This is a genomic window from uncultured Sphingomonas sp. (assembly GCF_937859915.1).
In the GTDB taxonomy this organism is placed as follows: domain Bacteria; phylum Pseudomonadota; class Alphaproteobacteria; order Sphingomonadales; family Sphingomonadaceae; genus Solisphingomonas.
This window is the reverse complement of the sequence record NZ_CALMAW010000024.1, coordinates 72,435-83,417: the sequence shown is the minus strand read 5'-3', so window position 1 is coordinate 83,417 and position 10,983 is coordinate 72,435. Positions and strand designations below refer to the sequence as shown.

At 65.1% G+C, this 10,983-nt stretch carries 22 protein-coding genes; all 22 read left to right on the top strand.

The features are described 5' to 3' along the window. On the top strand, positions 1–565 hold a 565-nt coding region (locus tag Q0326_RS03985; RefSeq protein ID WP_298687351.1), incomplete at its 5' end, for an EF-Tu/IF-2/RF-3 family GTPase. 124 nt (positions 566–689) lie between these two features. After that, complete coding sequence (gene rpsJ, locus Q0326_RS03980; RefSeq protein ID WP_252165656.1) at positions 690–1,001, top strand: 30S ribosomal protein S10; 312 nt, start codon at positions 690–692, stop codon at positions 999–1,001. A gap of 429 nt (positions 1,002–1,430) precedes the next feature. Continuing rightward, on the top strand, positions 1,431–2,309 hold the full coding sequence (rplC, locus tag Q0326_RS03975) for a 50S ribosomal protein L3 (protein ID WP_298687344.1): 879 nt from the start codon (positions 1,431–1,433) through the stop codon (positions 2,307–2,309). A gap of 2 nt (positions 2,310–2,311) precedes the next feature. Then, complete coding sequence (gene rplD, locus Q0326_RS03970) at positions 2,312–2,938, top strand: 50S ribosomal protein L4 (protein WP_298687342.1); 627 nt, start codon at positions 2,312–2,314, stop codon at positions 2,936–2,938. Further along, positions 2,931–3,248: a 50S ribosomal protein L23 gene (locus Q0326_RS03965; protein ID WP_298687340.1), complete on the top strand. Its 318-nt coding sequence runs from the start codon at positions 2,931–2,933 to the stop codon at positions 3,246–3,248. Before rplD ends, Q0326_RS03965 begins: the two co-directional genes overlap by 8 nt. Before the next feature lie 4 nt (positions 3,249–3,252). Next, positions 3,253–4,089, top strand: coding sequence for a 50S ribosomal protein L2 (rplB, locus tag Q0326_RS03960; RefSeq protein ID WP_298687338.1), 837 nt, complete (start codon positions 3,253–3,255; stop codon positions 4,087–4,089). A gap of 2 nt (positions 4,090–4,091) precedes the next feature. Beyond that, positions 4,092–4,367, top strand: a complete 276-nt coding sequence (gene rpsS / locus Q0326_RS03955) for a 30S ribosomal protein S19 (RefSeq protein ID WP_298687336.1) — start codon at positions 4,092–4,094, stop codon at positions 4,365–4,367. Further along, complete coding sequence (gene rplV / locus Q0326_RS03950) at positions 4,367–4,744, top strand: 50S ribosomal protein L22 (RefSeq protein WP_298687334.1); 378 nt, start codon at positions 4,367–4,369, stop codon at positions 4,742–4,744. Before rpsS ends, rplV begins: the two co-directional genes overlap by 1 nt. Next, positions 4,744–5,439 (top strand): 30S ribosomal protein S3, encoded by a 696-nt coding sequence (gene rpsC, locus Q0326_RS03945; RefSeq protein WP_298687332.1) that lies wholly within the window; start codon positions 4,744–4,746, stop codon positions 5,437–5,439. Before rplV ends, rpsC begins: the two co-directional genes overlap by 1 nt. Before the next feature lie 62 nt (positions 5,440–5,501). After that, complete coding sequence (gene rplP, locus Q0326_RS03940) at positions 5,502–5,939, top strand: 50S ribosomal protein L16 (RefSeq protein WP_298687331.1); 438 nt, start codon at positions 5,502–5,504, stop codon at positions 5,937–5,939. Between the two features lie 3 nt (positions 5,940–5,942). Next, positions 5,943–6,146 carry a 50S ribosomal protein L29 gene (rpmC, locus tag Q0326_RS03935; protein WP_298687329.1) on the top strand — a complete coding sequence of 68 codons (204 nt, stop codon included), beginning with the start codon at positions 5,943–5,945 and terminating at the stop codon, positions 6,144–6,146. Positions 6,147–6,159: 13 nt separating this feature from the next. Further along, positions 6,160–6,432, top strand: coding sequence for a 30S ribosomal protein S17 (gene rpsQ, locus Q0326_RS03930; protein WP_298687326.1), 273 nt, complete (start codon positions 6,160–6,162; stop codon positions 6,430–6,432). 14 nt (positions 6,433–6,446) lie between these two features. Further along, positions 6,447–6,815: a 50S ribosomal protein L14 gene (gene rplN, locus Q0326_RS03925; protein ID WP_019831572.1), complete on the top strand. Its 369-nt coding sequence runs from the start codon at positions 6,447–6,449 to the stop codon at positions 6,813–6,815. Then, positions 6,815–7,132, top strand: a complete 318-nt coding sequence (rplX, locus tag Q0326_RS03920; RefSeq protein ID WP_298687319.1) for a 50S ribosomal protein L24 — start codon at positions 6,815–6,817, stop codon at positions 7,130–7,132. Before rplN ends, rplX begins: the two co-directional genes overlap by 1 nt. Continuing rightward, complete coding sequence (gene rplE, locus Q0326_RS03915) at positions 7,125–7,709, top strand: 50S ribosomal protein L5 (protein ID WP_298687317.1); 585 nt, start codon at positions 7,125–7,127, stop codon at positions 7,707–7,709. Before rplX ends, rplE begins: the two co-directional genes overlap by 8 nt. A gap of 20 nt (positions 7,710–7,729) precedes the next feature. Continuing rightward, positions 7,730–8,035 carry a 30S ribosomal protein S14 gene (gene rpsN / locus Q0326_RS03910; RefSeq protein ID WP_298687315.1) on the top strand — a complete coding sequence of 102 codons (306 nt, stop codon included), beginning with the start codon at positions 7,730–7,732 and terminating at the stop codon, positions 8,033–8,035. Between the two features lie 9 nt (positions 8,036–8,044). Continuing rightward, positions 8,045–8,440: a 30S ribosomal protein S8 gene (rpsH, locus tag Q0326_RS03905; RefSeq protein WP_298687313.1), complete on the top strand. Its 396-nt coding sequence runs from the start codon at positions 8,045–8,047 to the stop codon at positions 8,438–8,440. Beyond that, positions 8,440–8,973, top strand: coding sequence for a 50S ribosomal protein L6 (rplF, locus tag Q0326_RS03900; protein ID WP_298687311.1), 534 nt, complete (start codon positions 8,440–8,442; stop codon positions 8,971–8,973). The genes rpsH and rplF overlap by 1 nt, the downstream gene beginning before the upstream one ends. Before the next feature lies 1 nt (position 8,974). Continuing rightward, positions 8,975–9,319: a 50S ribosomal protein L18 gene (gene rplR, locus Q0326_RS03895; protein WP_298687310.1), complete on the top strand. Its 345-nt coding sequence runs from the start codon at positions 8,975–8,977 to the stop codon at positions 9,317–9,319. Positions 9,320–9,321: 2 nt separating this feature from the next. Beyond that, positions 9,322–10,062, top strand: a complete 741-nt coding sequence (gene rpsE, locus Q0326_RS03890) for a 30S ribosomal protein S5 (protein ID WP_298687308.1) — start codon at positions 9,322–9,324, stop codon at positions 10,060–10,062. A gap of 5 nt (positions 10,063–10,067) precedes the next feature. After that, the gene (gene rpmD / locus Q0326_RS03885; RefSeq protein WP_298687306.1) at positions 10,068–10,244 is read left to right on the top strand and encodes a 50S ribosomal protein L30; all 177 of its coding nucleotides are present in this window, start codon (positions 10,068–10,070) and stop codon (positions 10,242–10,244) included. Positions 10,245–10,353: 109 nt separating this feature from the next. After that, positions 10,354–10,905, top strand: coding sequence for a 50S ribosomal protein L15 (gene rplO, locus Q0326_RS03880; RefSeq protein WP_298687303.1), 552 nt, complete (start codon positions 10,354–10,356; stop codon positions 10,903–10,905). Positions 10,906–10,983 lie beyond the last annotated feature (78 nt).

The following is a 10,983-nucleotide window of genomic DNA, read 5'->3' as shown; positions in this document are numbered from 1 at the left end:
CGACAAGACCTTCCTGATGCCGATCGAGGACGTGTTCTCGATCTCGGGTCGCGGCACCGTCGTCACCGGCCGCGTCGAGACCGGCATCGTCAAGGTTGGCGAGGAAGTCGAGATCGTCGGCATCCACGACACCCGCAAGACCGTCGTCACCGGCGTCGAGATGTTCCGCAAGCTGCTCGACCAGGGCCAGGCCGGCGACAACATCGGCGCGCTGCTCCGCGGCGTCGGCCGTGAGGACGTCGAGCGTGGCCAGGTGCTCTGCAAGCCCGGCTCGATCAAGCCGCACACCGAGTTCTCGGCCGAGGTCTATGTCCTCAGCAAGGACGAGGGTGGCCGTCACACGCCGTTCTTCGCGAACTACCGTCCGCAGTTCTACTTCCGTACGACGGACGTGACCGGCACCGTCGAGCTGCCCGAGGGCACCGAGATGGTCATGCCTGGTGACAATGTGTCGCTCGGCATCAAGCTGATCGCGCCGATCGCGATGGATCCGGGCCAGCGCTTCTCGATCCGCGAAGGCGGTCGTACGGTTGGTTCGGGCGTCGTCGCGGCGATTTCGAAGTAAGCTGACGCTTCCAAGCCGCCCGGCTTCCTCATCGGAGGCCGGGCGGTTTTCCTTTTGCCCCGTGTAACGCCCGCCAAAATCGTTTTGGAGGGTAGGGGTTGGCTCTTTCATATCGGTGGTGGACATGGACACGCAGAATATTCGCATTCGCCTCAAGGGTTTCGACCATCGGGTGCTCGATCAGGCGACCGGCGAGATCGCCGACACCGCCCGCCGCACCGGCGCTCTCATCCGCGGTCCGATTCCGCTGCCTACGCACATCGACAAGTTCACGGTCAACCGTGGCCCGCACATCGACAAGAAGTCGCGCGAGCAATTCGAGGTGCGCACCTACAAGCGCCTCCTGGACATCGTCCAGCCGACCCCGCAGACCGTCGATGCGCTGATGAAGCTCGACCTTGCGGCCGGCGTCGCGGTCGAGATCAAGCTGGCTTGATCTAGCCTGGCGCCTCGTCTCTCATGTCGTCATCCCGGCGAACGCCGGGATCCAGGGACATGGGCGCGGCGCCTGCAGCTCTGGATCCCGGCTTTCGCCGGGATGACGGAAGAAGGCAGGATACAGGTGTTGCGCGAGCAAGCGATCACCCGTATAGGCCCGTCTCCGCAGCGGCCGAATCGTCCGCCGCGGTGTTTGCTTCCCGATCCAATCGGTAGAGGCAGACGAGAAAGCTAAGGGATACCGAACGGCGTATCCCCCCGGTTCTCCGGGGTGCCGTTGTCCTGGTCCCCGCCTTTCGCAGCGATGCGAAAAACCGAGCCCGGGCGGGGGCGATCTACATGGGCTGGGGGTCTTCCGGAGACGGAAGGCCTTTTTCGTTGGCACGCTCCTCGGCATCCTGGGGAGCCTCTGTTTGAGGAGTTGGTCATGCGCACTGGCGTGATCGCAAGGAAAATGGGGATGACCCGGCTGTTTCAGGAGGATGGGCGCCATGTGCCCGTCACCGTGCTGCAGCTTGATGGTCTCCAGGTTATTTCCCGTCGTGAGACGGATCGTGACGGCTACACCGCCGTCCAGCTTGGCGCGGGCAGCGCCAAGGCGAAGAATCTGAGCAAGCCCGAGCGGGGCCACTTCGGCAAGGCCGAGGTTGAGCCCAAGGCGGTCGTCCACGAGTTCCGCGTGACCGAGGACAATCTCCTCGACGTCGGCGCCGAGCTTTCGGCCGATCATTATGTTGCGGGTCAGCTCGTCGACATCCAGGGCCGCACCCAGGGCAAGGGCTTCGCCGGCGCCATGAAGCGCTGGAACTTCGGTGGTCTGCGCGCGACCCACGGCGTCTCGGTCTCGCACCGTTCGCACGGTTCAACCGGCCAGCGCCAGGATCCGGGCAAGGTCTTCAAGAACAAGAAGATGGCCGGCCACATGGGCGACCGTTACCGCACCCAGCAGAACCTCGAGATCGTCCGTACGGACGCGGCGCGCGGCCTGCTCTTCGTCAAGGGTTCGGTGCCCGGCTCGAAGGGTGGCTGGCTGTTCGTCAAGGACGCCGTCAAGGAAGCGCTGCCCGAGGGCGTGCCGTTCCCGGCAGCACTTCTCGATCGCAAGGCGCCCGTCGTGGAGCATTCGCCCGCAGGCCTCGTCGATGACGCGGCGGTCCACGAGATCCCGGCGCTGCCCGGTGCGGACGAAGTCGCAGCCGGCGTCGCCGCTGCCGACGCGCACGGCGCCGGCTTGGCCGATCCTGATGCGGTTGCGCCCGACGCTGCCGATCAGATCGGCACCGACGACACCGGCAAGGAGGGCTGAGCATGAAGATCGAGGTCAAGAAGCTCGATGCCAGCTCGGCTGGCGATATTGAGCTCAACGATGCGGTGTTCGGCATTGAGCCGCGCGCCGACATCCTTCACCGCGTCGTCACCTGGCAGCTCGAGAAGCGTCGCGGCACCGCCCGCGCCACGCGCGAGCGGTCGGACGTGGCGCGTACCGGCAAGCGTCTGGGCAACCAGAAGGGCGGCGGTACGGCGCGTCACGGCGATCGTGCAGCACCGATCTTCATCGGCGGCGGCAAGGCACACGGTGCCCGTCTGCGCGACTTCAATCCCGGCCTGAACAAGAAGGTTCGCGTCCTGGGTCTGAAGATGGCGCTTTCGGCCAAGGCCAAGGACGGTTCGCTGATCGTGATCGAGGCGCTCGACGTCGCCGAGGGCAAGACCAAGGCGCTCGTCGGCCAGCTCGAGGCGCTCGGCTTCGGCAAGAAGGCGCTGGTCATCGACGGCGAGGCGCTCAACGTCTCGTTCGCACACGCATCGTCGAACATTCGCGGCATCAACCTGATGCCCGCTGTCGGCGCCAATGTGTACGACATCCTGAACCATGACACGCTCGTGCTGACGCGCGCCGCGGTCGAAAAGCTGGAGGCGCGCTTCCATGGCTAAGAAGCAGGACAATGCGGCGATCGACATCCGTCACTATGACGTGATCGTCGGCCCGCACATCACCGAGAAGTCGACCCTGCTCTCCGAGCATAATGCGGTCGTCTTCAAGGTGGCGGGCGACGCGACCAAGCCGGAGATCAAGGCGGCCGTCGAGGCGCTGTTCGGTGTCACCGTGACGGGCGTCAACACCATGGTCGTCAAGGGCAAGGTCAAGAAGTGGAAGGGCGCGCCCTATACGCGCTCCGACATGAAGAAGGCGATCGTGACGCTGGCCGACGGCCAGTCCATCGACGTCACGACGGGGATCTGAGGCGATGGCTCTCAAACATTATAACCCGACTTCCCCGGCGCGCCGCGGCCTCATCCTGGTCGATCGCTCGTCGCTGTGGAAGGGCAAGCCGGTCAAGGCGCTGGTCGAAGGCCTGCGCAAGTCCGGTGGCCGCAACAACATGGGCCACGCGACCGCGCGCGGCATCGCGGGCGGCCACAAGCAGAAGTACCGCTATGTCGACTTCAAGCGTCGCAAGTGGGACCAGCCGGCGACCGTCGAGCGTCTCGAGTATGATCCCAACCGTTCGGCCTTCATCGCACTGGTGAAGTATCCCGACGGCGAGCTCGCCTACATCCTGGCGCCGCAGCGTCTTGCCCCCGGCGACAGCATCGTCTCGGGCAAGAAGACCGACGTCAAGCCGGGCAACGCGATGGAAATCGGCCAGACCCCGGTCGGCACGATCGTCCACAATGTCGAGATGAAGCCCGGCAAGGGTGGCCAGATCGCCCGCGCCGCCGGCACTTATGTGCAGGTCGTGGGCCGCGATCGCGGCATGGTGATTGTCCGCCTCAACTCGGGCGAGCAGCGTTTCATCCGTGCGGATTGCATGTGCACGGTCGGCGCGGTGTCGAACCCCGACAACGCTAACACCAACCTTGCCAAGGCCGGCCGCAACCGCTGGCTCGGGCATCGCCCGCTCACCCGCGGCGTCGCCAAGAACCCGGTCGACCATCCGCACGGCGGTGGTGAAGGCCGGACCTCGGGCGGCCGTCATCCGGTTACCCCCTGGGGCAAGCCGACCAAGGGTGCCAAGACCCGTCACAATAAGTCGACCGACAAGATGATCATCCGGTCGCGTCACGCCAAGAAGAAGAGGTAACGATGGCTCGTTCCGTCTGGAAAGGTCCGTTCGTCGACCTGCACCTTCTGAAGAAGGCGCAGACCGCTCAGGAAGCGTCGACGCGCACCCCTATCAAAACCTGGTCGCGTCGTTCGACGATCGTCCCGGATTTCGTCGGCCTCACGTTCAGCGTCTACAATGGTCGCAAGTTCGTGCCGGTTTCGGTCAACGAAGAGATGGTCGGGCACAAGCTGGGTGAATTCGCGCCGACGCGCTTCTTCCCCGGTCACGCCGCGGACAAGAAGGGCAAGCGCTGATGTCCAAGCCTAAATCCCCCCGCAAGGTCGGCGAGAAGGAAGCGCTGGCGCTTGCCACGTCGGTTCGCGGCTCGCCGCAGAAGCTGAACCTTGTCGCGGCGCTGATCCGCAACAAGCCGGCCGGCGACGCGCTCAACATCCTGCAGTTCTCGACCAAGGCGATGGCCGTCGATGTGCGCAAGTGCCTCGCCTCCGCGATCGCCAACGCCGAGAACAACCATAATCTCGACGTCGATGCGCTGGTCGTCCAGGAAGCGTCGGTCGGCAAGGGCCTCGTCATGAAGCGCTTCGCCACCCGTGCGCGCGGCCGATCGGCCCGCATCATCAAGCCGTTCTCGCGGCTGCGCATCGTCGTCCGCGAGCTGGAGGCCGAATAATGGGTCATAAATCCAATCCGATCGGCATGCGCCTGCAGATCAACCGGACGTGGGACAGCCGTTGGTACGCCGAGGGCCAGAACTACGGGAAGATGCTGCTGGAGGATCTCCGCATCCGCCAGTTCATCTTCAAGTCGCTGCCGCAGGCCGCGATCTCGAAGGTCGTCATCGAGCGCCCCGCCAAGCTCGCCCGCATCTCGGTCTATGCCGCACGCCCCGGCGTCATCATCGGCAAGAAGGGTGCGGACATCGAGAAGCTGCGCCGCACGATCGGCAAGATGACCAGCGCTGACGTCAGCCTGAACATCGTCGAGATCCGCAAGCCGGAGATCGACAGCAAGCTCGTCGCGCAGTCGATTGCCGATCAGCTCGAGCGCCGCGTGGCGTTCCGTCGCGCGATGAAGCGCGCCGTGCAGTCCGCGCTGCGTCTGGGTGCCGAAGGCATCCGGATCACCTGCTCGGGCCGTCTCGGCGGCGCCGAGATCGCACGGACCGAATGGTATCGCGAGGGCCGGGTGCCCCTGCACACGCTGCGCGCGAATATCGATTATGCCGACGCCGAAGCGCACACCGCCTATGGCGTGTGCGGGATCAAGGTCTGGATCTTCAAGGGTGAGATCCTCGGCCATGATCCGTTGGCGCAGGATCGTCTGATGATGGAAGCTCAAACGTCCGGAGTTCGGCCAGCGCGCTGATCGGGGTTTCCCCATCAGCTGCCTGATCGACCGTCGTCACGGTGTCAGAAGGTAAGTAAGACATGCTGCAACCGAAGCGCACCAAGTTCCGCAAGGCCTTCAAGGGCCGCATCCATGGTGATGCCAAGAGCGGAACGTTGCTCAACCAGGGTAGCTATGGCCTCAAGGCCATGGAGCCCGATCGTATCACGGCCCGCCAGATCGAGGCGGCCCGCCGCGCGATCACGCGCCACATCAAGCGCCAGGGCCGCCTCCATATCCGGATCTTCCCGGACGTGCCGGTGTCGTCGAAGCCCGCCGAAGTCCGCATGGGCTCGGGCAAGGGTTCGCCGGAGTTCTGGGCCGCGCGCGTCAAGCCCGGCCGGATCATCTTCGAGCTCGAGGGCGTCGCAGGCCCGCTCGCCGCAGAGGCGTTCAGCCGCGCGGCCGAGAAGCTGCCGATCAAGACCAAGGTGGTCGCCCGCCTCGGCGACTTCAGCCACCTGATCTCGGAGGTCTAAGCCATGGCCAAGCAAGACGACATCAAGGTCGCGACCGACGACCAGCTCTCGACGCAGCTCTCCGAGCTCAAGCGCGAGCAGTTCAACCTGCGCTTCCAGTCGGCCACCGGCCAGCTCGAGAAGCCCAGCCGCGTGCGCGAGGTCCGTCGGACCATCGCGCGCATCAAGACTGCCCAGACGGCTCGCGCCGCCTCGGCGTCGAAGTAAGGAGCAACCAGCCATGCCGAAGCGCGTGCTGACCGGAACGGTGGTCTCCGACAAGACCGACAAGACCGTGATCGTCTCCGTGGAGCGTCGTGTCCAACACGCCCTCTACGGGAAGATCATCAAGCGGTCGAAGAAGTATCACGCCCACGACGAAGCGAACGAGTATCACACCGGTGAGACCGTCCGCATCGAGGAGTGCGCGCCGATCTCGAAGCTCAAGACCTGGAAGGCAATCGGCCGCATCGGCGCCGAGATCGCCATCCCGATCCCCACCGACAACGCATAAGGAAGGGCTGAACTATGATCCAGATGCAGTCCAACCTCGACGTCGCCGACAACTCGGGCGCTAAGCGCGTCCAGTGCATCAAGGTGCTCGGCGGCTCGAAGCGTCGGTTCGCGACGGTCGGCGACATCATCGTGGTGTCGATCAAGGAAGCCGCACCGCGCGGCAAGGTGAAGAAGGGTGACGTGCACCGTGCCGTCATCGTCCGCACCGCCAAGGACATCCACCGCGCCGATGGCTCGACGATCCGCTTCGACGGCAATGCCGCGGTGCTGGTCAACAAGAACGAGGAGCCGATCGGCACCCGTATCTTCGGGCCGGTGGTTCGCGAGCTTCGTGCGCGCAACCACATGAAGATCATCTCGCTTGCTCCTGAGGTGCTGTGATGAGCGCGCTGAAGATCAAAAAGGGCGACAAGGTCGTCATCCTGTCCGGCAAGGACAAGGGCAAGACCGGCGAAGTGACCAAGGCGTTCCCCAAGGACTCCAAAGTCGTCGTCTCCGGCGTCAACATCGCCACGCGCCACCGCAAGGCGACGCAGGCCAACCCGCAGGGCGGCCTCGATCGTTTCGAGGCTCCGCTGCACGTCTCGAACGTCGCGATCGCGACCGCCGACGGCAAGCCGACCCGCGTCCGGTTCGAGACGCAAGACGGTAAGAAGGTCCGTGTGGCCGTCAAGACGGGGGAGAAGATCGATGGCTGATGCCTACAAGGCTCGTCTTCAGAAGGTCTATGAGGACACCATCATCGCGGCGATGACCGAGAAGTTCGGTTATGCCAACGCGATGCAGGTCCCCAAGATCGAGAAGATCGTGATCAACATGGGTGTCGGCGACGCCACCCAGGACAAGAAGCGCGTCGACCAGGCCGCCAAGGAAATGGAACTGATCGCAGGCCAGAAGCCGGTGATCACCAAGGCGAAGAAGTCGATCGCACAGTTCAAGCTGCGCGAGGGCATGCCGATCGGTTGCAAGGTCACCTTGCGCCGCGAGCGGATGTACGAGTTCCTCGACCGCTTCGTGACCGTAGCACTTCCCCGCGTCCGCGATTTCCGGGGCCTCAACCCCAAGTCGTTCGACGGCAACGGCAATTATGCGACCGGCCTCAAGGAGCAGCTGATCTTCCCGGAGATCAGCTACGACCAGGTCGACCACATCCGCGGCATGGACGTGATCGTCACGACCAGCGCCAACACCGACGACGAGGCCCGCGAACTGCTGCGCCTGTTCGGCTTTCCCTTCCCCAAGGAAGAGAACACCGAACAGAAGCAGGCAGCGTAAGCGGGAAGAGGACTTAAGTCATGGCGAAACTGAGTTCCATCAACAAGAACGAGCGTCGCAAGCTGCTCGTCAAGAAGTATGCGAGCAAGTATGCGGCGCTCAAGGCGACCGCGAACGACGAAAGCCTCGAAGAGGGCGAGCGCCTGATCGCGCGCCTCAAGATGGCCGAGTTGCCGCGCAACGCGAACCCCACGCGGGTCCGCAACCGGTGCGAGCTGACGGGGCGTCCCCGCGGCTATCACCGCAAGTTCCGTCTCGCACGCGTGATGCTGCGCGACCTCGCCAACAAGGGGATGATCCCCGGCGTGACCAAGTCGAGCTGGTAAGGGCAAGCTATGGCGATCAACGATCCGCTGGGTGACCTGCTCACCCGCATCCGCAACGGCCAGCGCGCGCGCAAGGACTCGGTCCTGTCGCCCGCCTCGAAGCTGCGGACCCGCGTTCTCGACGTGCTTCAGCGCGAGGGCTATATCCGTGGCTATTCGGACGAGGTGCTCGGCGAGCATCCCGGTCTCCGCATCGAGCTGAAATATTTCGAGGGCCAGCCCGCGATCCAGCACGTCGCGCGCGTCTCGAAGCCCGGCCGCCGCGTCTATTCGGGCTCGAAGGAGCTTCCGATCGTGCGCAACGGTCTCGGCATCACCATCGTCTCGACGCCCAAGGGCGTTCTGTCCGACGCGGAAGCGCGCGAGCAGAATGTCGGCGGCGAAGTCCTCGCAGAGGTGTTCTGATGAGCCGCATCGGTAAGGTTCCGGTCAAGGTACCGGCAGGCGTCACCGCCAACATCGCCGACGGCGTGTTGTCGATGAAGGGCCCCAAGGGCACGCTCACCATCGATATGGTCAGCGACGTCCACTATGCGGTCGAGGGTGACACCGTCACGATCAAGCCCGCGAACGAGACTAAGCGCGCGCGCTCCTTCTGGGGCATGCAGCGGACCATGGTGCAGAACCTCGTCACCGGCGTGACCGAGGGTTTCACCAAGACGCTGCAGATCACCGGTGTCGGCTACCGCGCCGCGGTCCAGGGCAAGAACCTGAAGCTGCAGCTCGGCTATTCGCACGACGTCGACTTCACGATCCCCGAGGGTATCGAGATCAAGACGCCGGATGCCACGACGGTGAACATCACCGGCATCGACAAGCAGAAGGTCGGCCAGGTTGCCGCCGAGATCCGTCGCTGGCGCAAGCCCGAGCCGTATAAGGGCAAGGGCATCAAGTACGCCGGCGAGTATATCTTCCGCAAGGAAGGGAAGAAGAAGTAAGATGGCCAAGCTCTCTCTCTTCGCTAAGCGCCGCCAGCGCGTCCGCACCGCGCTCCGCGCCAAGGGCGGCGGGCGTCCGCGCCTGTCGATCCACCGCTCGGGTCGCCACATCTACGCGCAGATCATCGACGATGCGCAGGGCCACACGGTCGCTGCCGCCTCGACGCTGGGCCAGGACTCCTCGGGCGCCGGCATCGCTGCCGCCGTCGAGGTCGGCAAGCTCGTCGCCGAGCGCGCCAAGGCCGCCGGTGTCTTGGCTGTCGTGTTCGATCGCGGCGGTTTCCTTTTCCATGGGCGCGTCAAGGCGCTCGCAGACGCCGCCCGTGAGGGTGGTCTGGAGTTCTGACGATGGCTGATGAAATCCAGAACGCGCCGGGCGCAGAGCCCACGGTCAGCGCCGGCAGCGGCGCCCCCGACGGCCAGCCGCCGCGTGACGGTCGCGGTCCCCGCGGCGGTCGCGGTCGTGGCCCCGGCGGCGGTGACAACCGCGGCGGTGGCCGTGGTCGTGACGGCAACCGCGGTCGCCGCGACGATCGCCGCAACAATGGCGAGGACGGCGGCGAAGAGCTGATCGAGAAGCTCGTCCACATCAATCGCGTCTCGAAGACGGTGAAGGGCGGCAAGCGCTTCGGCTTCGCGGCACTCGTCGTCGTCGGTGACGGCAAGGGCCGCGTCGGCTTCGGTCATGGCAAGGCGCGCGAAGTGCCGGAAGCCATTTCCAAGGCGACCGCCGCTGCCAAGAAGGCGATGGTCCGCGTTCCGCTCAAGGAAGGCCGCACGCTGCATCATGACGGCAACGGTCACTTCGGTGCCGGTCGCGTCACCGTCCGCACCGCGCCGCAGGGCACGGGCATCATCGCGGGTGGCCCGATGCGCGCCATCTTCGAGAGCCTGGGCGTCCACGATGTGGTCACCAAGTCGGTCGGTACGTCGAACCCGTACAACATGATCCGTGCCACCTTCGAGGCGCTCACGGAGCAGACCAGCCCCAAGTCGGTCGCGGCGCGCCGCGGCAAGAAGATCGTCGACCTGCTCGGCCGCGGTGGCAGCGTTGCCGCCGAAGCCGATGCCGCGGCGATCGTGGAGTAATCGACATGGCAACGATCAAGGTAACGCAGACCGGATCCCCGATCCGTCGCACCGCGGACCAGCGCGCGACGCTCGTCGGGCTCGGCCTCAACAAGATGCACAAGACCCGCGAGCTCGAGGACAGCCCCGCTGTCCGCGGCATGATCCGCAAGGTCAATCACATGGTGAAGGTCGAGGGCTGAGGCCTTCGGTCGACATCCTGGCCCCTCGGGGCTGGCATAAACCGGGGAGGGGCGCTATGGGCGCCCCTCTTCTTATTCAGCGCGACAAAAGCGAAAGCGAGTGCAGACCATGAAACTCAACGACATCCGCGACAATGAAGGCGCCCGCCACCGCAAGATGCGCGTCGGACGCGGCATCGGCTCGGGCAAGGGCAAGACCGCCGGTCGCGGCCAGAAGGGCCAGAAGAGCCGCGAAGGCGTCTCGATCAAGGGCTTCGAGGGCGGCCAGATGCCGCTCCACATGCGGATCCCGAAGCGTGGCTTCAACAACATCTTCGCCAAGGATTTCGCCGAGATCAACCTCGGCCAGATCCAGAAGCTGGTCGATGCCGGCACGCTCGACGCGGGTGCGGTGATCGATCAGGCCGCGCTCCAGGCCGTTGGCGTGGCCCGCGGCGGCAAGAACGGCGTCCGCGTCCTCGCCAAGGGCGAGTTCTCGGCCAAGCTGTCGTTCAAGGTCGCCGGCGCCAGCGCCGCCGCCAAGGCGGCGATCGAAGCCGCCGGTGGCAGCATCGAGCTGTTCGAGATCGTCACCGCCGCCGAGAAGGCGCTGGCGAAGAAGAACAGCGTGCGCGACGCCGATCGCAAGAAGCATGGCAAGGCGCCGATCGGCGCCGCCTGAGGCCTGCGGCACCGTTTTGCCGCATAGGGCTTAGACAAGCTCGATAGAGGCTTATATGGAGGCGGCGGGCGCAGGCGA